The sequence below is a fragment of the Rhodococcus sp. no. 34 genome (assembly GCF_054589475.1).
Genome location: NZ_BAAILK010000024.1, coordinates 173,434 through 193,407 on the forward strand (window position 1 = coordinate 173,434; position 19,974 = coordinate 193,407).

A 19,974-nucleotide genomic window follows, 5' to 3' on the forward strand; every position below is an offset into this window, starting at 1 on the left:
GGCGGTTGAGCTGCCGAAGTCTGTGCACGGGCTGTTTGTCGGTACACAGTGGGAACCAGGTGAGACGCCGGTCACAAAGATTCGGCTCGAATCCCTCCCGCAGTCACATTCGTGCACATCCCTGAGGAGATACCGATGGCTATCGAGCTCAACCAGATCTGGGACTTTCCCATCAAGGAGTTCCACCCCTTCCCTCGCGCCCTGATGGGTGTGGGCGCTCACGACATCATCGGGGTGGAGGCCAAGAACCTCGGCTTCAAGCGCACCCTTCTGATGACGACCGGTCTGCGCGGTTCGGGCATCATCGAGGAACTCGTCGGCAAGATCGAGTACCAGGGTGTCGAGGTCGTGCTCTACGACAAGGTCGAGTCGAATCCCAAGGACTACAACGTCATGGAGGCCGCGGCTCTCTACCAGAAGGAGAAGTGCGACTCGATCATCTCGATCGGCGGTGGTTCGAGCCACGACGCCGCCAAGGGCGCTCGCGTCGTGATCGCACACGACGGTCGCAACATCAACGAGTTCGAGGGCTTCGCCAAGTCCACCAACAAGGAGAACCCGCCCCATATCGCCGTATCCACCACGGCCGGAACGGGTTCCGAGACGTCGTGGGCGTACGTCATCACCGACACGTCGGACATGAACAACCCACACAAGTGGGTGGGCTTCGACGAGGCGACCATCGTCACCCTGGCGATCGACGATCCGCTGCTCTACTACACCTGCCCTCAGCATTTCACCGCGTACTGCGGCTTCGACGTACTCGCGCACGGCAGTGAGCCTTTCGTGTCTCGTCTCGATTTCGCGCCTTCGCTCGGTAACGCGATCTACTCGGTCGAGTTGGTCGCGAAGAACCTGCGCGAGGCCGTCTTCGAGCCGCGCAACCTCAAGGCCCGCGAGGGAATGATGAACGCGCAGTACATTGCCGGGCAGGCCTTCAACTCCGGTGGCCTCGGCATCGTTCACTCGATCTCGCACGCGGTCAGTGCCTTCTTCGACAGCCACCACGGTCTGAACAACGCAATCGCGTTGCCGCGTGTGTGGGAGTACAACCTGCCTTCGCGCTACGAGCGCTACGCCCAGTTGGCCGGCGCACTCGGTGTCGACACTCGCAACCTCACCACGGTTCAGGCCGCAGATGCTGCCGTCGAGGCTGCCATCCGTCTGGCCAAGGACGTCGGTATCCCCGACAACTTCGGTCAGGTTCGCACCGACTCGTACGCGAAGAACCAGATGAACACCAAGAAGTACGAGGGCCGTGGTGATGTCATCAAGGGTGACGAGAAGACTGTGCGCGCCATCTCCGAGCACATTCAGGACGACTGGTGCACCCCGGGCAATCCCCGTGAGGTCACCGTGGAGTCGATGATCCCGGTTGTCGATCACGCTATCAACAAGTCGTACTTCTAGCAGGGCCTTCGGCCCCGTGCGCCTTTTTGGTAGCCCGCACTACCAAAAAGGCGCACAGGGGCTTGCCCCCCATGAAAGGTATTCCATGTCCGGTCGCAGTTTCTCCAGCGGAATCGAAGTGAAAGATGCTCTGCGAGAGCAGGACTACATTGCCGATGACGAGTTCGCGGTAGTCGTTCATCTGGCGACGGCGCTGGGGCGCCCGCTCCTGCTCGAAGGTCCGGCCGGTGTCGGCAAGACGGAACTGGCGAAGTCTCTGGCTGCGATCGGGGGCCGCAAACTGGTGCGATTGCAGTGCTACGAAGGGCTGGACGACAATCGCGCCCTGTACGAATGGGACTACGCGAAGCAACTCCTGCACGTGCAGATGCTCCGCGACCGGATCAGCGATCAGGTTTCCGAATTCGACAGCGTCGCCGAAGCGTCCAAGTTTCTGGCCGATCAGGATTTCGGTTTGTACTCCGAGAACTTCCTGTCCGTACGACCGCTGCTCGAAGCAATCCTCTCACCCGATCCGGTAGTGCTTCTGGTCGACGAGGTAGATCGCACCGAGGAATCGATGGAAGCACTGCTCCTCGAGATTCTCGCCGAACAGCAGATCACCATTCCCGAGGTCGGTACGTTCGTTGCCCGCTCGCAGCCCTGGGTCATCCTGACGTCCAACGACACCCGCGAGCTCTCACCCGCGCTCAAGCGTCGTTGTCTGCATTACCATCTCGGCTATCCGACGTCGGAGCGTGAACGCGAGATCGTCACGGCCCGAGCGCCGGAGGTGGATTCGGCTACGGCCACCGAGGTTGTCGAATTGGCTCGCATCCTGCGTGACCTCCCGCTGCGCAAGAGTCCGTCCATCTCGGAGGTCATCGACGCGGCCAGAGCGGCAACAGTGCTCGCGGCCGGCGGATTCGACACCGCTTCCGACGCCAAGGTGCGCGACATCCTGCTCACGGCGTTGCTCAAGTACTCGTCCGATGTGACGCTGGCCAAGGAACGATTCGACGGAAAGCGTCTCGAATCACCGTCGCGTGACGGTGGCGAGCCGATCGAGCGGGCCACGGTGGCAAGCAAACCCGCCAACACGACGACGGCCGTGTTCCGGGGCACGGGTGGACGTGACCCTCATCAACAGGGAATCCGCGGCGGCAGCGGAATCCGTTCGACGCGATGACGACGCTCGGTGGCCTTGCCGTGTGGCAACCGTCGTTTGTTCTCGACGTGGTGTCCGCGAGTTTCGGCCGATTGCTGAGGGCGGCCGGAGTTTCCGCGTCACCGGCCGAGGTCATCGAGGTTCGGCGTGTTCTCGCGATGGTCGGCGCTTCGGATCGTGAGACGTTGCGAGCATGTCTTCGGGCAGTGTGCGCCAAGTACTCTCACGAGCAGGCCGGTTTCGATCGGGCGTTCGACGCGCTGTTCCGGCCGGCCGCAGGCAAAGCGCACGGCGAGCGGATGGGTTCGCGCGCCGAGGTGGCGGACGGTCTGCCCACCGCGCTGGGGATCGACGAGGATCAAGAAGTTGGTCGGTACGCCGAGTACAACGAGCGTGCGGCCGAGGTCGGCGACTACTTCGACACTCCGGAAGCGGAGAAGGGCTTCAACCCGCACAAGGACGACGACGATGTGTCGATGACGTCGAGCGATGCCGAACTGTCGGTCGATACCGGTTCGGAGACCGGTCGACGCGGAGTCAGTTACACGGTCGACGTGGACCGTGCAGCATCGGCGGTGGTCGGTGACCTGAGCACCAGTGTTGCTGCAGCAGTGGTCGGCTCGCTGTCCTGGGACGATCCGACGTCGATCCTCGCCTGGTTGGATGCCTACGACCCGAGCAAAGCGTATGCAGATGTCTCCGACGACGGGCCGTTGACGCAAGCACAATTGAACCGGCTCGTCGAGGCGGTCGAAGCGTTCGTGCAAGCACTCTCGGCCGCTGCACTCGCCGAAACCGCTCCCGATGCGCCCGACAGTGAATCTGCCGCGGGCGCAACGCACAACGACATCGAACTCGCGTGCCACGAAGTGCTTCGGCGAATGAGAGGACCGTCCAGACCTCGGCCCCGTGAGCGCTCTCGTGGGCATCTCGACATGCGGCGCACGGTGCGTTCGAGCCTGCGCACCGACGGGATACCCTTCCATCTCGTCGTGAAAGCTCCTCGCCCCGATCGTGTTCGACTACTTCTCATCGCCGACGTGTCGCTGTCCGTGCGCCCCATCACCGCGTTCACTCTGCGCTTGGCTCAGGCACTGCATCGCCGGGCAGATCGTTGTGAAGTCCTCGCCTTCGTCGATCGTCCGGTCGACGTGACCGACACCCTTCTCGCCAGTAGTGGTGACGGCGCACTGGCCGCGGTACTCGCGCACCCGGGTCTGGATCTGGAAGCCAGCAGCGATTACGGGCGGGTGCTCACAGAATTGTTGGACGAGCACGGAAACACCTTGAACTCACGGACGTCTGTCATCATCGTGGGCGACGGTCGGTGCAACGGGTTGCCCCCGCAGGCGGACAAGCTCGAGGAACTCCGCCGAAAGGTCCACCGTCTGGCATGGATCACGCCTGAACCGCAGCGTTACTGGAACCAGGCATCGTGCGCGATGCCGGAGTATTCGGAGATCTGCGACGAGGTTGTTGTTGCCCGAGATGCCGCGCAACTGATGGCAAAGGCCGCCGAGCTGGGGCACGCACTTCGCTGATGTCAGTGCACTTCACCGATGTCACTGCGCGATCTGTCGTGAACTAGTTTGATCTCATGTCCGAAATCAGGGGATCGATCTGGCGACCGATCGCGGCGCTGACAGTGCTCGGCGCCGTGTGTGGGGTTGTGGCGCTCGGCGTGTTTCAGTGGTGGTGGAAGTCGTTGGCGTCACCGCACATTCTCACCGGAGGATCCTATCGGGAGCCGTTTTCCGAACCGACATACACCGGACCCATATTCATGGACATCTTTCCGGCAGAACCTGCCCCGTGGCTGTACTCGGGACTGGTCCTCGGACCGACGGCGGTCGGCTTGCTCGCCGGGATCGTGTTCGTGGTGTTCGTCCGGTGTAATCGTGCGCAGAACCGCACGATTGCACCGGACGAATCATCAGAGCGCTAGCAACGCGCGCGAGCGCAGGCGAGGGTCTGCCAACGGACGTAGCGCCAAGCGCAGCAAGACCAAGACGTTGTCGTCGCCGGCAATCCTGTTGACTTTCAACGTATTGCACTCGACACACTGGTGAACGAGCATCCATTCACCGTCTTGCCGGACCGACAGGCAGAGCGCCGCCATGGCACCTCGGCACTGTTGTGCTCGGTCGCCCGGAACGCGACCGTCCACGTGGCGGCTGGCCAGACAGTTCGGGCAGTGGTTCCGATGAGCGGTACCCGGCGCCGCAGTGGAGATGTCCAAACGGCATGTGAGACAACGGAAGCTCGATCCTTGTTCTCCGCCGATTCCGTGCAGTACGTGCTTGGCCCGTTGCGGTGCCCGCCGCGGGCGGGTGCTGGGATTCCTACGTGGCATCTGATTCCCCCTCACAATTCGCCGAAGGCTTCGAGCGGGAAGGGCGGTTGCGCGAGCGGCCGCACTGCCATTCTCATCAACAACAACTGGTTGTCGTCTCGGCTGACGGGGTTGGAGGTGAGCTCGAGGCACTGTGCGCAGCGGTGGATGATCATCCAATCGCCACTGCGCAGTACTGCGATCGAAATGGGAGCCATCCGCATTCCGCAGTCCGACGGTCCACCTTCCACCTGGTCGAACAGGTGTCGGGAATGCAGGCAACTGGGGCAGTGGTTTCGGCGATCACCATCGGGGCCGTAGGTCATGACTGTGAGTCCGCACTGAATGCACGAGAAGGTGTCGGTTTTCGAGATGGAATTGTGTGATTGAGGCACTGGAGAACTCCTAGCTGAGTGAACAAAGCAGTAGGAGCAGGCCGAGGGGGCCTCGCGGCTGTCAGTCCGACGTTTGGAGGATCAGCATGTGACCCTCGAGGTTGCCGGCAGTGCAGGGGCGGGAGGCGCGCTCGGCGCGGGCTGGGTCATAAACACCTTCTGAATCGGTTCTACGGGCCACTCTGGCCGCAACCGAAAGTACAGCGGGACCTTCTCGCCGCGCCATTCATTTTCCCGAGACGCCTTACCTGCCCGAACGGGTAGGTAAGCGCCTCTCCTTCGGTGGGTGTGCCCCGACTGCTGTCCGCGTAGGCTCGGGGCCAGCGATTGTAAGGTGGATCACACCAGTTTGTGCACGTGGGAGTTGATGCGCTGAGAGCGACGGATGCGAAATCCCGACCGGAGATCTCAGAGCAGCGAGAGGAGAGTGGGGTCGTGTCCGTGGCATACCCGGATGCTGTGAACCACGGTGTTCATCGCCGCGGCACTGCTGCTCGACTGGTCAAATTTCACGCCCCCGAGATCGTCTTCGGTATCGGTTCCCTGGTCGAGGCAGCACACGCGACTCTGAGGTTCGGCGGGTTCCGACCATTCCTGGTCACCGATCCCGGTCTGATCGACGCGGGATGGGTCAGCGAACTCGAAGACCATCTCACGGAGCAGGGATTGACGGCGACGGTGTGGTCAGGGCTGACGCCCAATCCCAAGGACTTCGAGATCGCGGCCGGTTTCGAGGTGTACCAGGAAGGTGAGTGTGACGTCATCATCGCGCTCGGCGGCGGTTCCGTCATCGACGCGGCTAAGGGTGTAGCCGTCCTCGCTGCCAACGGTGGCAACATACTCGACTACGAGGGGGTAGATCAGGCGACCAAACCGATCCCGCCGTTGGTGATGGTTCCCACCACGTCCGGCACGGGCGCGGACGTGTCGCAGTTCTGCATCGTCACGGACACGACCCGCGGCACCAAGATCACCATCATCGGCCGGGCGCTGGTGCCAGATGTGACGGTCATCGATCCGCGGTTGCTCACGACGATGCCCGAGTGGCTCAATGCGGCAACAGGATTGGACGCATTGACGCACGGAATCGAAGCCTTCGTCTCACTGGCGCACAATCCGTTGACCGATCATCACGCGCTCCGCGCGGTCGGCCTCGTGACCGAGAATCTGGTGCACACGATCCAGGACCCGATGGAGATGGAAGCTCGATCGGTGATGGCGCAGGCGAGCCTCGAGGCCGGGTTGGCGTTCACCAACGCGATACTCGGAGCCGCGCACGCCATGAGCCATCAGGTGGGCGGCATGCTCGACCTTCCGCACGGCGTCATCAACGGAATTCTCTTGCCCCACGTCATCCGGTTCAATTCCACCACGGACGCCGCCCCCTTTGTCGCCATCGCTGCGGCACTGAGTCTTCCCGAGCAACGCGGCACCCCGGAGGAAGCAGCGCTGGCGGTGGCCGACCGGGTCGAGCGTCTCGCCCGGGAGGTCGGTGTGCCGAAGGGGCTGGGGGAGTTGGGTGTTCGCGAGGAAGACCTGAGTAGGCTCGCCAGCTTCGCGTTGCTCGACGCCTGCATGTCCACCAATCCCAGGGAAGCGACGCAGGAACAGATGGTGGCGTTGTTCCGAGGTGCCTTGTGAAGATGGACGCTGTGAAGATGGACGCTGTGAAGAGGGACGCTGTGAAGAGGGACGCTGTGAATTGGTGCAGGCGATGACCGCGGACCTGTCCCGGCTCACCGGATTACGATCGGGTAAGAGTTCGTTCTACCCGCAGTATCGCGGTGCGGCCGAGCGCCTCGAACGCGTCGTGCATGCCTTGGAGTTGATCTCGCGGGCTTTGGTGCGCACCGTCGAGGGGCCGGAAACCCTCGTCTGCGCGGTCGCGGAAGCTGCCCGTGCGCATCTGAGTGCCAACTGGATTGTCTTCGCCTTGGCTGACGGAACATTGCCCGACGCCGGACCGCGGCGACTGGTTCTCGGCCCGGACGCCACCCCTTTTCTGGTCGACAACGTCGAGGGACCGCCACTTCCGGAGGATGTCGTCGAATGCCTCGACGACATCCGGTACGGAAGAATCGAATCCAACTCGGTGATCGACGCGCACTACGCGTTTGTGCCGATCGTGCTCGGTGGCGGCGTGGTAGGTGCCTTTGCAGCCTGGACGCCGGCCAACCGAACCCTCGACACGACGGACGGAGCCGTGCTCAGCATTCTGGCCAGCCAGACTGCTGTGGCTCTGCAGAATTCGGCGCTCTATCAGCGCGGACAACTACTGCTCGAGCGTGCCGAAGATGCGTATGCGGAGGCCAATCGTACTGCAGCCGACCTTGCGGTGCGCAACAGCGAATTGGAGTCCACTCAGCGTCAACTCGGAGTGGCGCACCGGCACCAAGTGGTCGACGACGAACGTCACCGGATCGCCCGCGAACTGCACGACAGTGTGACACAGGCGGTGTTGTCGGCGGGCATGCAGATCGAGGTCTGCCGGAGCGACATCCCGGAGGCTGAACGCAGTGAAAGACTGGACTTGGCAAAGGATTTGACCAGGAGGGCGGTCGAGCAGCTTCGTTCGGCGATCTACGCGCTCAATCATTCCTCGGACGCGGACCGGACGTCGTTGCCCGAGATGCTCGAGCAGCTCGGCGTGGTTCACATGCCGGACGAGTTGGCGGTCAGCGTTCGCGTCGGCGGTACCCCGACCGAACTTCCGGGCGATGCCGAACACGCTCTTCTCCGGATCGCTGGGGAAGCGCTTTTCAATGCAGCGGTCCATGCTCACGCGAATCGGGCGGTGCTACGTCTGACCTATCGGGCGGACTCCGTGTTGCTGTCGGTCTCCGACGACGGTGACGGCGACCCTGCGCGAATGCGTCTGATCCTCAAACTCGCAGCCACCAACGACGTCGACGGCCGCCATCGCGGTCTCGCGAACATGCAGGCGCGAACACTCGAGTTGGGTGGTGCGCTCGAAGTACGGCGCGCGCGGATCGGTGGGATTCAGATTCTCGTGCGACTACCACTGCCGTTCGACTCGGGCATAGAAAACCTTTGCTCCACAACTGAAATCGAGAGCGAGGAATCATGACCACTGCGCGTCCCGTCATCACCCGCGGAGCATCGCCGGTTCAGGGATTGGTTCGAATCGTCCTGGTCGACGACCATGCAATTCTGCGGCAAGGGCTCCGCTCGGTTCTCGAGCGCGAAAGCGATCTCGAGATCGTGGGGGAGGCGTCGTCCCTCGCCGAGGCACTCGCCGTGGTCGACAAGGTCGGCCCGGACATCGTCCTGATGGATCTCAAACTCTCCGCCAGTTCCGACTACGAGGGACTGACCCTGTGTGGCCAGCTGTCCTCGGCGCATCCCGGCCTCGGACTGTTGGTTCTCACCACGTTTCTCGACGATCAACTGGTGGTGCGAGCGGTGCACGCGGGTGCTCGCGGCTATGTCGTCAAAGACGTCGACACCACCGAATTGGTGCGTGCGATCAGGGCGGTCTCGCGGGGTGAGAGTGCGTTCGATTCGCGCAGCGCGTCAGCTGTCGTGCGATCGCTCAACGGGCAGTCGTCGTCGAAAGAACGATTGACCGATCGCGAACTCGAAGTGCTCAGACTCCTCGCAAACGGCTTGTCCAACATCAAGATCGGTGAGAGATTGTTCATCTCACCGACCACCGTCAAGTTTCACGTCAGCAACATCATGCGCAAACTCGAGGTGAGCCGTCGAGCAGAGGCCGTCTACGCCGCGAGTAAGCAAGGTCTGATCTAGCTCCGCTCGGAGACCGTCCAGGCGCGCAGCGCTTGATGCTGTACGAGGAGCACGCTCGAACGAGTTGTGCGCAGAGTCGACGCGGTCATCTCGGCAGTCAGACCCACTGCGATTCGTAGTACCAGAACCTCACGTTGGTCGTCGGTCAGGCGACGCGGGCGTTTGAATTGTCCGTCGATGTTGCGTGACTGGGGAATTGACGCAATTCGTCGAGAGGCCAACTCGTACGCGAAGGTCTCGATGCGTGTGTCGGCCGAGATCGTGTCGGACATTCGTGTGACGACGTCCAGGGTGCATTGGTGGGCGAGATCGTCGGCGAACGTCGCGACGGGCGTCCCGAGGAGTCTGGCGCGATAGTAGAGAACGACGCGAGGGTGCAACCGGGCCAGTAGTTTCGACAGTGCATGGTGATCACCGGCGAATGCCTCGGCGGCGGTGCGATTCAGGGAAATCGATCGTTCACAGGTTTCGGGTGAAGCGGTACGCGCGAAGGGTGGAGTCGGTGAAGTGTTCGCGCCCCTGATCGACAGCTTCATCAGCAACTCCTCGATTACACCGCACCTGACCATGCTGGAACGAGAATTGAGGTACCCCGCCGAAATTGCGGGTAAACCTGAAGCTACCTGCCAGGTGTCCGGTCTTTTCGCCGGGAGCGCCAGTCCGCGAGCATTCGCGGCATTTCCGCGGCCATGAAGTCGAAGAAGTCGCGCAGATCTGCCATTCGATCGCCGGCGGTTGTTCCTTCACCGAGGACTCGTATGCCCTCGTCCGCAACTGCCGAGACCTGGTAGAGCGAGGACTGTTTCGTGACAAACGCGTCGGCCCACATGTCGACGCTGACGCAGTAGTGCTGACGCCGCGATCCGGGGACGGCCACACGCTCGATCAATCCGACTTGCTGGAGGTATCTGACGGCTCCGGAAATGGCGGCGGGGCTCACTCCCAACCGAGATCCGAGATCTCCTGGCGTGGACGAGGGTGTCTCGCTGGTCATCAACGCGGCCCAGATGCGGGCGGGCATCGGCGGAAAACCCATGTCGCTCAGTACGAGTGAGAGTCGCTCGACATAGTGTCGGCTCTCGTCCGGTGCAACGGTGTGGCTGGTGTCGGTCATCGGAACCCTTCGATCTTTCCGTCTTTTCTATCTTCACACATTTGTGAAATCGGCGTACGGTCAAATTCATGGGTGCGGCAATTTCAGTAAAAAGCCTCGTCAAGACCTTCGGTACCACCCGCGCGCTGGACGGCCTCGACCTCGACGTCTCGACGGGTGAAGTGCACGGATTCCTGGGGCCGAACGGTTCCGGAAAGTCCACCACTATTCGGGTGCTCCTCGGCCTGCTCCGCTCGGACTCCGGAGACGCAACCGTTCTCGGCGGCGATCCGTGGCGAGACGCTGTTACTTTGCATCGACGTCTCGCCTATGTGCCTGGCGACGTGAATCTGTGGCCCAACCTCACCGGCGGTGAGGCTATCGATCTGTTGGCGGGCCTGCGCGGTGGCCTGGACCGAAAACGCCGCAGCGAGTTGCTCGATCGCTTCGAATTGGACCCGACCAAGAAGGCGCGCACGTACTCGAAAGGTAACCGGCAGAAGGTTGCACTCGTGGCCGCGTTCTCGTCCGACGTCGACCTGTACGTCCTCGACGAACCCACATCGGGGCTCGACCCGTTGATGGAGGCGGTATTCCAGGACTGCGTCGAGGAGGTGGCTCACGCCGGAAAGACGGTACTGCTGTCGAGCCATATCCTCGCCGAGGTCGAAGCGCTGTGCGATCGCGTGAGCATCATCCGCGACGGGCGAACGGTGGAAGAGGGAACACTGTCCGAACTCAGGCATCTCACGCGCACGTCCGTCGCGGCGGAGACGCAGCGTCCGATCGGTGGACTCGACGGACTCGGCGGTGTCCACGACGCGGTGATCGACGGTAACCACGTCACCTGCGAAGTCGACAGCGCGCAACTCGGACCACTCATGACGTACTTGGTCGGATTCGGAATCGTGGCGCTCACTTCCACTCCGCCGACTCTCGAAGAACTTTTCTTGCGGCACTACGGTGACGAACGGGCCAGGGAGACTTCGGTACACCTGCGAGCCGAGACCGGAGTACGGCCATGACCGTTGTTGTCGAGGCCGCTTCACCGGTACCGGCCTCGGCAAGTCAATTCACCGGCACACGCCGACTGGTTCGGCTGGCTTTGCGGCGGGACCGAATTCAGCTCTCCGTGTGGGTTATCTCCATCGTCTTGTTCATGCTGCTGGTTGTCGCCAGTGTGACCGGGCTGTACTCGACACCCGAGGAATTACGAAACATCGCAGTCAGTTCCGCGGTATCGCCGGTCGCGCTGGCGACCAACGGGATCGTGTCCGGTGATTCGCAGGGCGCGATAGTCGCCAGTCAGTCGGTGCTCGTGTTCGCGTTGGTGGCCGCATTGATGAGCACCCTCGCGGTGGTTCGCCATACGCGACAGAACGAGGAGACCGGCCGAGCCGAGATGATCGGTGCAGCGGTGGTAGGTAGACGAGCGCTCCTGACCTCCGCACTGATCGTAACGGTCGGTGCGAACGTCGTTCTGGCACTGGGAATTGCACTGGGATCGATCGCCGTCGGTTTGCCTGTCGTCGGTTCGTTCGCGTTGGGCGCCTCGATAGGTGGGACCGGAATCGCGTTTGCCGGAGTGGCAGCCGTGACGGCGCAGATCACCGACGGTGCTCGTACGGCCAACGGCCTGGCGGGTGCCGCGATCGGCGTTGCCTTCATGCTGCGCGCGATCGGCGACGTGAACAGTACGGTCGTCGACGACGGAACTCGCGTTGTGAGCGGTTGGTTGTCGTGGCTCTCGCCGATCGGATGGGCACAACAGATCAGACCTTTCGACGACGACGCCTGGTGGATCCTGTTGTTGCTGATCGGATTCGCGGCTGTGCACGTGGTGGTGGCTTTTGTTCTCATCGGCCATCGCGATCAGGGAGCGGGACTCGTTCAGCCCCGACCCGGCCCGCCAGTCGCGGCATCGTGGCTACCGTCGGCTTGGGGCCTGGCGTGGCGCATGCAGCGAATGACGATGTTCTGGTGGATCTTTGCCGTTGTCATACTCGGGTTCGCGTACGGCGCTGTGGGCAACGAGATCGACGCGATGGTGGGATCGTCGCAGCAGACCGCGGAGATGTTCGAGAAACTTGGCGGCGGATCGGATCTGGTGGATTCCTACTTGGCCACTGCTCTGGGGCTCACGTCGATAGTCATCGCGGCGTATTCGGTCCAGAGTCTTCTCCGGATGCGGGGCGAGGAAACATCGGGACGGCTCGAACCGTTGCTGGCAACGTCTTTGTCGCGGTGGAGGTGGATGCTTTCCCACCTGGGTGTGGTTGTGGGCGGCGTGATCCTCGCGCACGTCTTGATGGGTGCCTTCACCGGTTTTGCCTTCGGGCTCGTCACGGACGACATCGGCGGCAACACACTTCGTATGACTGGCGCCGCGTTGGCCTATCTGCCTGCGGTGCTCGTAGTCATGGGGTTGGTGTCGTTGGCTTTCGGACTGTTTCCGACGTACGCGTCGGCGCTCTCCTGGGGAATCTTGGCGGCATGCATCGTGCTCGGGCAACTCGGCACGTTGCTGAAGCTTCCGCAGGTAGTGCTGGATCTGTCGCCCTTCACCCACGTGCCGGGTGCCCCTGCCGAGCCGGTGACAGTTCTGCCACTGCTGACAATGATCGTTGTGGCAGTGGTGCTTTCGACAGCATCGCTTGTTACGTTCCGTCGTCGCGACCTCCAGGTGTAGGAGAGCTGAACTCAACTAAGAATTCGACGAAGCTGGCGAGCTCGAGCAGCAAGTCGTCCGGTCGAGTCGAATAGTTCGGATTCGTCAACACAGAGAGTGTCCGTCGCCCAGGCAGTCCCGTGGCGTAGGCGATACCACGGTGACAGTGTTCGGGGATCTGCCGTGAGGTACTCCGGGGTGAAATGCGCGGTGAACTCGATGGTCGGTATGGCCACGGGCATCGTCAGTGTCGCGAACAGTCCGGGCGGAAGCGCGTCGAGAAGGACCGCGGCACGCTCTTGGGCCGTGAAATCGAGGTCTGTGAGCAGGCGGATCCAAACGTCGAATTCAGGGGAGTCGCCACCGGCGAACGGCCTCGCGGAATTGATCGGCCGGATGTCGAGGTGCTGGGCGAACGGCACAAAATCCACCGGGATCTCCAGCGGCGGCAGGGTTGACGGGTCGGCCGGAGCCGGTTCGGCGACAGGGGCGGACATTGTTGTAGCTCCTATGTCGCGGGCCAACCGAACGAGAGCGGATCCCGAACCGGTCAGCGTGACGTGGCAACTGACGGTCCGCCCGCCCCGCATCTCGCCGACAGTCAACCCGGCCGGCCCAGGAGGAACGGGGCGGTCCAGGTGCGCCGTGACTGCCAGCGGTTCGGCTCCGGACGCGTCGGCCGCCACTCGCAGCATCCGTGCAATTGCGAGTCCGCCCTGGATGCCGTCGAAACTCCGCCAACTGGAGTCGAATTCGGTGTGATGACGCGCTGCGTCGGTCGACGGCGCGGCCGCCACTGATGCCTGACTAGTAATTGCCATAGTCAGCACCCTAGATGCTGACTATGGCTATGGCAAGCTAGGGTCTATTCGGGAGTGCTGGACGACCCACCGAAGAGCATGTAGATGAGGATCTGAAGAATGCCGAGAGGATTGATCTCGCCGAGGCTGCTCATGTGTGAGGAACTCCTGATTGCAGGGATGGGTATTGTTGCGTCGCAACGTCACTGAAAGTACGGCAATTCAGACAATGCGGTGCGGAATTTACCGATAATTCACTGTCCGCGAGTCGGGCGACAGTGCAGGTAGGCGTCAGTGACTACGTCGAGAACGCGATTGCCGTCTGCATCGACCAATTTCGCTGTGATGGTGACCAATCCCCGCGCGCGATTGTCGAACACGACGTTGTCGACGGTGACCTTTCCGCTCAGGGTGTCACCGGGGCGAAGCGGACGGAGGAAGCTCACGTCGCGCATGGTTTTCCCGGCGATCACGTTCCACTGGTCGTAGAGACTGGCGACCACCAACTTCTGGCAGATCGACAGGGTGTGCAGCCCGCTGGCGATCAACCCGCCGAAGACGCCGGACTCGGCGGCTTCCTTGTCGACGTGAAACCACTGGGGATCCCACTGAGTTGCGAACTCGACGATTTCCTCTTCGGTCACCGAATACGAACCCAATGGGATCACTTGGCCGATCTCGAGATCCTCGGCGAACACTGCGCGTTTGTGAAGGGCGGCCGAATCGTTCATGGTTGTGAAAATCTCCTGCGTGTTCCGGGTGTACTCGGAACATACTCTCGCAGTGTGTTCGAGTCGGTCTCCGGTGTCGTCGGGCAATGCAGGGTCACTAGAATCGCCACATGGTCGACGACGCGAAAATCGAGCCGAGGGCGCTGGTAGGAAAGTGGCACTTCGAGCGGGACATCGTCGACCGCCTTTCCGGTTCCACCAAGCATGTATTCGGCGAGACCACTATCTCCGACGCCGGTGACGGTCGGATGCGCTGGTACGAGAGCGGCACGCTGCGTGACGGCGACCTGGAATTACCCGTGTTCCGAACTCTGTTCGTTGCCGAGCGCGGCCTCGAGTGGGCCGTGACATTCGAAGACGGCAGAGAGTTCCACGACTGGGCGCCGGGGGAGGAAGTCGAGCACCTGTGCGGTGCGGATACCTACCGCGGGCGAATCGACGTCACTGCCGGAGATCGATCGACCTGGACTGTCGTCTGGACCGTGACGGGGCCGAGCAAGGACTACACGATGACCACGCATCTCACCCGGCCCTGATCACATCGCTCGCCAGTTACTCGACGCCGATCGTCACCTCGGTGGACTTCACGAATACCGTTGCGGCTTGGCCTGGTTCAAGATCGAGATCCAGTGCGGCATCGCGGGTGATCGACGAGGTCACAATCTGATTCCCGCCGTCCAACTTCACCTTGACCGTCGCCATGACGGTGCCGAGGTTGACCTCGGTGATGGTGCCGGTGAGTTGATTTCGTGTGGACAGTCGCATCGCTGAACTCCTGTGCTCTCGGGTGGGTGTTCTTCGACCATAATGCGATGGTCGCGTGTCTACCCAGCGATTCCGCAGGTGCGGACATGCGGGCGCCGCCGGTGCGCGAATATTGTCGGGCGGTGGAGGTAGATTCCGGTCATGACTGAACCCGTGAAAGGCCCGGCGTCGTATTTTCCGTCGATCGAGAAGAAGTACGGTCGGCCGATCGGTGAATGGCAAGAGCTGATCAGAAGCTCAGACCTCACGAAGCACATGGAATTGGTCAACTGGTTGAAGTCGGAGCACGGTATGGGTCATGGGCACGCGAATGCGCTTGTCGCCCATACGCTGAAAGAAGGGTAGTTCTTTTCAGGCGGCCGAAGCGTCCAGCACCAACCAGCCGCCGTGATGCTCGAATACCTCGAACGGCACACGGCTCTGCCGGCCGACCGCACGCAGTGACTCGAGATCGAAAGTGCGGATGTGGCCGTGGCACGCGGTGGCTTCGTCTTCGAAGGGGACGGCAATGACGACCCGTTGACGCGCGATCCGGAGTGCTTGCGCGATCACGGCCTCGCCGACTGCGTCGTCGACGTGTTCGAGGAGATGAATCGCGGTGACGGTGTCGGCGCTGTTGTCCGGTGCCGGTACTTCACCCGCGTCGCAGATCACCGTGTCGATCGTGATGCCGAGTTCGGGGGCAACCGCGTCGAGCAGGATCATCGTTCCGGGCAGGATGTCCGTGGCGGTCACGTCCATTCCGGCGCGCGCGAGCCGCAGGGGCAGGAAACCGAAGCAGGAACCCAGATCGAGCACGGAACCGCGGACCAGCTCTTCGGCTTTGTCGTGAATCGGCGCGAAATCTGCAGTGCCGTCCAGTAGTTCGGCAAGTGAGTTCCGGTAGTAGGTGGTCCAGGATTCGAGAGCGCCGTCCACGGTGGAGCGAACCAGGCCGACCATCGTCAACTCGAATTCGTCCTGACCGAACTCCGCGTCCTGGATCGACGAGGTGACTCCGGCGACGAGTCGCTCACTCAGATCGGCGGGAGTGAGGGAGTGCTTGACGTGGAGGCGACCGCCTCGGCGATCGAGCGAGATCGGACCGGACTCGACGCGTTCGACGGTGACATGCCCGAACGACCACAAGCCCGGCGTCGACGGCGCCAGGGAATCCAGGACGGGTTCGTTCGTGATGGTGGACATGATCGCCTTTCTCGGGTGGTGATGCTTTCTCAGGTGCTGATACCGGTCCGCAGGGACTGCGTACCTGTTTTCAAGAGTTCCGGTAGCTCGAGTGAATCGTCGGTGAGCCACTGCTCGTACGCCGACATCGCGACCCCGAGCAGAAGATAGCCGACCGTGCGTGGGCCGTGATCGCTCGGCTCGAGATTCATTCGGCGTGCGACGTAGTCGGCGACCACCTGCCGCCAACCTTCGTACATCACCACAGAGTATGCCTGAAGCGTCGGAACTTCGAGGATCAATTCCATCCGTTTGCGATGTACCGCAGTCTCTTCCGGTGGGAAGGTGTTGAACGTCAACAATGCGGATTCGAGTGCGTCGACCAACGGAATATCAGCGGGCAGTGAATCCAGGTGCTCGCGCATCTCGTCGAGATGTCCGTCGAAGTCTCCCCAGGGAACGGCGTTCTTGGACGGGAAGTAGCGAAAGAAAGTCCGACGCGCGATGCCGGCGGCGTCGGCTATCTGGTCGACGCTCACCTCGTTGAAGCCGACTGTCGAGAACAGTTCGATCCCGATCGTGCTGATTCCCTCCTTCGTTGTGGAGGGGCGACGACCTATCCGAGCGGACGGTTTCTTGCGGCTACGCATACTTTTTTCGCTCCATGTGTGTCATTCTGCACTCGATGCCATTACAGTGGTGAACCGAGTCACAGTGAAGTCCCACTAGTGACCACCAACTCCCAGGTTGGAAGTCTGATCTACAGACTTCCAGACGGAGTGCGACCGCAGGAGGAATCCATGTCAGATCGTGACAACAAGGCGCTCGAGAACGACCTCGTCGAGGAGTCCCTCGTGGAGGAAGTTTCCATCGACGGCATGTGCGGCGTGTACTGACCGTGTCTGCTTTGGATCTCGATGCGGGGTGGAAACTCCACCCGCAGGTAGCGCTTCGCCCCGAACCTTTCGGGGCGTTGCTCTACCACTTCGGAACACGCAAGCTGTCGTTCCTGAAGAACACGACCATCGTTGCGGTGGTCAAGGCGTTGCCAGACCATCCTGATGTCCGGTCCGCACTACGTGCGCAAGGCATCGAAGATGACGCGGCTCCCCAATATGCCCGCGCGCTGAGCACTCTCGCCGACTCGCACATGATCGTGCCTGTCTGAGCCAGACGCTCGCCCCCACGTGCGGAACAGTCCTTCCGCACGTTCGCCCGCTTCATTTCTTCGCGAGGACACAGCCATGACCTCAGTTCTTGAACAGCCCTCCCCGCCCGCCAAGGTGGGTCGCCTCGTCGATCAGTTCGAACTCGGACTCGACGCCCCCATCTGCCTGACGTGGGAACTCACCTACGCCTGCAACCTGTCCTGCGTGCACTGCCTTTCGTCGTCGGGTCGTCGTGACCCCAACGAGCTGAGCACCGAACAGTGCAAGTCCATCATCGACGAGCTGCAGCGTATGCAGGTTTTCTACGTCAACATCGGTGGCGGCGAGCCGACGGTACGCTCCGACTTCTGGGAGCTCGTCGACTACGCGACCGACCACCAGGTTGGTGTGAAGTTCTCCACCAACGGCGTGAAGATCGACAAGAAGGTCGCGGCGCGCCTCGCAGCCAGTGACTACGTCGACGTGCAGATTTCCATCGACGGTGCCACCGCTGAGGTCAATGACGCTGTGCGCGGGCCTGGTTCGTTCGCGATGGCCGAGCGCGCTCTCGCGAACCTGAAGGAGGCCGGCTTCAAGGACGCCAAGATTTCGGTGGTCGTCACGCGGCACAACGTCAGTCAGCTCGACGAGTTCAAGGCTCTCGCGGACAAGTACGACGCGACCCTGCGCATCACTCGACTGCGTCCTTCGGGCCGCGGCGCCGACGTGTGGGACGACCTGCACCCGCGTCCGGAGCAGCAGCGTGAGCTCTACAACTGGCTGGTCGCCAATGGCGAAGGCGTCTTGACGGGCGACTCGTTCTTCCACCTCTCCGCCTTCGGCGATGCACTGCCCGGTCTCAATCTCTGTGGTGCGGGCCGCGTCGTGTGCCTGATCGACCCGGTCGGTGACGTGTACGCATGCCCCTTCGCGATTCACGAGCAGTTCCTCGCCGGAAACATCGTGAAAGACGGTGGATTCCAGGAAGTCTGGCAGCACTCGGACCTGTTCGAGGAGCTGCGCTCGCCCCAAACCGGTGGCGCCTGCAGCAAGTGCAACCACTACGACTCCTGCCGCGGCGGCTGCATGGCGGCCAAGTTCTTCACCGGACTGCCGATGGACGGACCTGACCCCGAGTGCGTCATCGGCAACGGTGAAATGGCACTGGCGTCGGCGGGCGAGGTCCCGAAGTCCAGTGTCGACCACTCCCGTTCCGGTCAACGTAAGACCCCACGTGCATCGGTGCCACTGACACTGATGATGCGTCCGCCCGCCAAGATTTGTGACGAAAACCCGCTTGCGGGAATGCAGTAACTACTGCGCGATACCGACAGTGCGGCGAAAGCTGCACCCCAGAGAGGTCAGTTCAATGGCTAAGAATGCTTTCTTCGAGACGGTGGCAGAAGCACAGCGCCGTGCGAAGAAGAGGTTGCCCAAGTCCGTGTACGCGGCGTTGGTAGCGGGATCCGAGAAAGGGCTGACGGTCGACGACAACGTCGCGGCATTCAGCGAATTGGGTTTCGCTCCCCACGCTGCCGGGCTGTCGGACAAGCGCGAAATGTCCACCACCATTATGGGCCAGGACATTTCGTTGCCCGTCATGATTTCACCGACCGGTGTGCAGGCAGTGCACCCCGACGGTGAAGTAGCGGTAGCCCGTGCGGCTGCAGCACGGGGAACAGCCATCGGACTGAGTTCTTTCGCCAGCAAGTCCATCGAAGAAGTTGCCGCGGCCAACCCGCAGGTCTTCTTCCAGATGTATTGGGTCGGCAGCCGCGACGTGCTCCTGCAGCGTATGGAGCGCGCTCGCGCTGCCGGTGCCAAGGGCCTGATCATCACCACCGACTGGTCCTTCTCGTACGGTCGCGACTGGGGCAGCCCGTCCATCCCCGAAAAGATGGACCTCAAGGCGATGTTCCAGTTCGCACCCGAGGGAATCATGCGCCCGAAGTGGTTGCTCGAGTTCGCCAAGACCGGCAAGATCCCGGACCTGACCACCCCCAACCTCGCGGCTCCCGGCCAGCCTGCACCGACGTTCTTCGGCGCATACGGCGAGTGGATGCAGACTCCGCTTCCGACGTGGGAAGACATCGCCTGGCTTCGTGAGCAGTGGGGTGGACCGTTCATGCTCAAGGGCATCATGCGCATCGACGACGCCAAGCGAGCTGTCGACGCCGGTGTCTCCGCTATCTCGGTCTCCAACCACGGTGGTAACAACCTCGACGGCACCCCGGCGCCGATCCGTGTGCTCCCGGGCATTGCCGAGGCCGTGGGCGATCAGGTGGAAGTTGTTCTCGACGGCGGCATTCGACGCGGCGGCGACGTCGTCAAGGCGCTCGCACTCGGAGCCAAGGCCGTCATGCTCGGGCGCGCCTACCTGTGGGGCCTCTCGGCCAACGGCCAGGCCGGTGTCGAGAACGTGCTCGACCTCATGCGGATGGGCATCGACTCGGGGCTGATGGGCCTCGGCCACTCGTCCATCACCGAACTGAGCCCGGCGGACCTGGTGATTCCGGAAGGCTTCACACGCACATTGGGTGCCAGCTGAGATTA

At 62.2% G+C, this 19,974-nt stretch carries 24 protein-coding genes; 15 read left to right on the plus strand and 9 right to left on the minus strand.

Annotation, left to right across the window (positions count from 1 at the left end):
- Nucleotides 1-135 precede the first annotated feature (135 nt).
- The 4 genes from mdo to ACYP01_RS08780 all read left to right on the plus strand — a co-directional run bounded on the left by mdo (nucleotide 136) and on the right by ACYP01_RS08780 (nucleotide 4,502).
- Nucleotides 136-1,410 (plus strand): NDMA-dependent methanol dehydrogenase, encoded by a 1,275-nt coding sequence (gene mdo / locus ACYP01_RS08765; RefSeq protein WP_003942095.1) that lies wholly within the window; start codon nucleotides 136-138, stop codon nucleotides 1,408-1,410.
- An 85-nt stretch (nucleotides 1,411-1,495) separates the two neighbouring features.
- Nucleotides 1,496-2,578 carry a MadB family AAA-type ATPase gene (locus tag ACYP01_RS08770; protein WP_042921005.1) on the plus strand — a complete coding sequence of 361 codons (1,083 nt, stop codon included), beginning with the start codon at nucleotides 1,496-1,498 and terminating at the stop codon, nucleotides 2,576-2,578.
- Entirely contained in the window at nucleotides 2,575-4,098 is a 1,524-nt protein-coding gene (gene madC / locus ACYP01_RS08775) for a MadC family VWA domain-containing protein (protein WP_459679451.1), read from the plus strand. The genes ACYP01_RS08770 and madC overlap by 4 nt, the downstream gene beginning before the upstream one ends.
- Before the next feature lie 56 nt (nucleotides 4,099-4,154).
- Nucleotides 4,155-4,502 carry a hypothetical protein gene (locus ACYP01_RS08780; RefSeq protein WP_003942036.1) on the plus strand — a complete coding sequence of 116 codons (348 nt, stop codon included), beginning with the start codon at nucleotides 4,155-4,157 and terminating at the stop codon, nucleotides 4,500-4,502.
- On the opposite strand, the gene ACYP01_RS08785 is transcribed toward ACYP01_RS08780, so the two are convergent.
- Both ACYP01_RS08785 and ACYP01_RS08790 read right to left on the minus strand, forming a co-directional pair.
- A complete protein-coding gene (locus tag ACYP01_RS08785; protein ID WP_037129880.1) occupies nucleotides 4,491-4,910 on the minus strand; it encodes an RNHCP domain-containing protein in 420 nt (139 codons plus the stop codon). The genes ACYP01_RS08780 and ACYP01_RS08785 overlap by 12 nt on opposite strands.
- Nucleotides 4,911-4,921: 11 nt before the next feature.
- A complete protein-coding gene (locus ACYP01_RS08790; protein ID WP_314675594.1) occupies nucleotides 4,922-5,284 on the minus strand; it encodes an RNHCP domain-containing protein in 363 nt (120 codons plus the stop codon).
- A 435-nt stretch (nucleotides 5,285-5,719) separates the two neighbouring features.
- Between ACYP01_RS08790 and ACYP01_RS08795 the strand changes: the two genes are divergently transcribed.
- The 3 genes from ACYP01_RS08795 (at nucleotide 5,720) to ACYP01_RS08805 (ending at nucleotide 9,052) form a co-directional block, all read left to right on the plus strand.
- The gene (locus ACYP01_RS08795; protein WP_003942060.1) at nucleotides 5,720-6,925 is read left to right on the plus strand and encodes an iron-containing alcohol dehydrogenase; all 1,206 of its coding nucleotides are present in this window, start codon (nucleotides 5,720-5,722) and stop codon (nucleotides 6,923-6,925) included.
- Nucleotides 6,926-6,998: 73 nt separating this feature from the next.
- On the plus strand, nucleotides 6,999-8,372 hold the full coding sequence (locus tag ACYP01_RS08800) for a MadS family sensor histidine kinase (RefSeq protein WP_459679454.1): 1,374 nt from the start codon (nucleotides 6,999-7,001) through the stop codon (nucleotides 8,370-8,372).
- A complete protein-coding gene (locus ACYP01_RS08805) occupies nucleotides 8,369-9,052 on the plus strand; it encodes a MadR family response regulator transcription factor (RefSeq protein WP_003942005.1) in 684 nt (227 codons plus the stop codon). Before ACYP01_RS08800 ends, ACYP01_RS08805 begins: the two co-directional genes overlap by 4 nt.
- Here the strand turns inward: ACYP01_RS08805 and ACYP01_RS08810 are convergent.
- Nucleotides 9,049-9,588 carry an RNA polymerase subunit sigma gene (locus ACYP01_RS08810; RefSeq protein WP_042921062.1) on the minus strand — a complete coding sequence of 180 codons (540 nt, stop codon included), beginning with the start codon at nucleotides 9,586-9,588 and terminating at the stop codon, nucleotides 9,049-9,051. The two genes, ACYP01_RS08805 and ACYP01_RS08810, sit on opposite strands and share 4 nt — an antisense overlap.
- 83 nt (nucleotides 9,589-9,671) lie before the next feature.
- Nucleotides 9,672-10,166: a GbsR/MarR family transcriptional regulator gene (locus ACYP01_RS08815; RefSeq protein ID WP_003941885.1), complete on the minus strand. Its 495-nt coding sequence runs from the start codon at nucleotides 10,164-10,166 to the stop codon at nucleotides 9,672-9,674.
- Between the two features lie 68 nt (nucleotides 10,167-10,234).
- Here ACYP01_RS08815 and ACYP01_RS08820 point away from each other — a divergent pair, with 68 nt between their 5' ends.
- Together ACYP01_RS08820 and ACYP01_RS08825 are read left to right on the plus strand one after the other, a co-directional pair.
- Nucleotides 10,235-11,170, plus strand: coding sequence for an ABC transporter ATP-binding protein (locus ACYP01_RS08820; RefSeq protein WP_003942009.1), 936 nt, complete (start codon nucleotides 10,235-10,237; stop codon nucleotides 11,168-11,170).
- Nucleotides 11,167-12,834, plus strand: coding sequence for an ABC transporter permease (locus ACYP01_RS08825; protein WP_459679457.1), 1,668 nt, complete (start codon nucleotides 11,167-11,169; stop codon nucleotides 12,832-12,834). The genes ACYP01_RS08820 and ACYP01_RS08825 overlap by 4 nt, the downstream gene beginning before the upstream one ends.
- A gap of 11 nt (nucleotides 12,835-12,845) precedes the next feature.
- Here the strand turns inward: ACYP01_RS08825 and ACYP01_RS08830 are convergent, their stop codons facing one another.
- Entirely contained in the window at nucleotides 12,846-13,634 is a 789-nt protein-coding gene (locus tag ACYP01_RS08830; RefSeq protein ID WP_003941978.1) for a thioesterase family protein, read from the minus strand.
- Nucleotides 13,635-13,867: 233 nt separating this feature from the next.
- Nucleotides 13,868-14,344 (minus strand): MaoC/PaaZ C-terminal domain-containing protein, encoded by a 477-nt coding sequence (locus ACYP01_RS08835; protein WP_054826161.1) that lies wholly within the window; start codon nucleotides 14,342-14,344, stop codon nucleotides 13,868-13,870.
- Nucleotides 14,345-14,454: 110 nt separating this feature from the next.
- Here ACYP01_RS08835 and ACYP01_RS08840 point away from each other — a divergent pair, with 110 nt between their 5' ends.
- A complete protein-coding gene (locus tag ACYP01_RS08840) occupies nucleotides 14,455-14,880 on the plus strand; it encodes a DUF6314 family protein (RefSeq protein WP_042920992.1) in 426 nt (141 codons plus the stop codon).
- A gap of 16 nt (nucleotides 14,881-14,896) precedes the next feature.
- On the opposite strand, the gene ACYP01_RS08845 is transcribed toward ACYP01_RS08840, so the two are convergent.
- On the minus strand, nucleotides 14,897-15,109 hold the full coding sequence (locus ACYP01_RS08845; RefSeq protein WP_003942061.1) for a TOBE domain-containing protein: 213 nt from the start codon (nucleotides 15,107-15,109) through the stop codon (nucleotides 14,897-14,899).
- Between the two features lie 141 nt (nucleotides 15,110-15,250).
- Here ACYP01_RS08845 and ACYP01_RS08850 point away from each other — a divergent pair, with 141 nt between their 5' ends.
- On the plus strand, nucleotides 15,251-15,454 hold the full coding sequence (locus ACYP01_RS08850; protein WP_007728313.1) for a DUF4287 domain-containing protein: 204 nt from the start codon (nucleotides 15,251-15,253) through the stop codon (nucleotides 15,452-15,454).
- Nucleotides 15,455-15,460: 6 nt separating this feature from the next.
- Here ACYP01_RS08850 and mftM read toward each other — a convergent pair whose 3' ends face one another.
- On the minus strand, nucleotides 15,461-16,294 hold the full coding sequence (gene mftM, locus ACYP01_RS08855; protein WP_042453167.1) for a mycofactocin oligosaccharide methyltransferase MftM: 834 nt from the start codon (nucleotides 16,292-16,294) through the stop codon (nucleotides 15,461-15,463).
- Between the two features lie 29 nt (nucleotides 16,295-16,323).
- Complete coding sequence (mftR, locus tag ACYP01_RS08860; RefSeq protein WP_003941984.1) at nucleotides 16,324-16,923, minus strand: mycofactocin system transcriptional regulator; 600 nt, start codon at nucleotides 16,921-16,923, stop codon at nucleotides 16,324-16,326.
- 150 nt (nucleotides 16,924-17,073) lie between these two features.
- On the opposite strand from mftR, the gene mftA reads away from it, so the two are divergent.
- The 4 genes from mftA (at nucleotide 17,074) to mftD (ending at nucleotide 19,969) form a co-directional block, all read left to right on the plus strand.
- Nucleotides 17,074-17,169, plus strand: coding sequence for a mycofactocin precursor MftA (gene mftA, locus ACYP01_RS08865; RefSeq protein WP_063836238.1), 96 nt, complete (start codon nucleotides 17,074-17,076; stop codon nucleotides 17,167-17,169).
- Nucleotides 17,154-17,441, plus strand: coding sequence for a mycofactocin biosynthesis chaperone MftB (gene mftB, locus ACYP01_RS08870; protein ID WP_007728309.1), 288 nt, complete (start codon nucleotides 17,154-17,156; stop codon nucleotides 17,439-17,441). The genes mftA and mftB overlap by 16 nt, the downstream gene beginning before the upstream one ends.
- A gap of 76 nt (nucleotides 17,442-17,517) precedes the next feature.
- The gene (gene mftC, locus ACYP01_RS08875; protein ID WP_003942089.1) at nucleotides 17,518-18,735 is read left to right on the plus strand and encodes a mycofactocin radical SAM maturase; all 1,218 of its coding nucleotides are present in this window, start codon (nucleotides 17,518-17,520) and stop codon (nucleotides 18,733-18,735) included.
- A gap of 55 nt (nucleotides 18,736-18,790) precedes the next feature.
- Complete coding sequence (gene mftD / locus ACYP01_RS08880; protein ID WP_003942047.1) at nucleotides 18,791-19,969, plus strand: pre-mycofactocin synthase MftD; 1,179 nt, start codon at nucleotides 18,791-18,793, stop codon at nucleotides 19,967-19,969.
- Nucleotides 19,970-19,974: the final 5 nt, after the last annotated feature.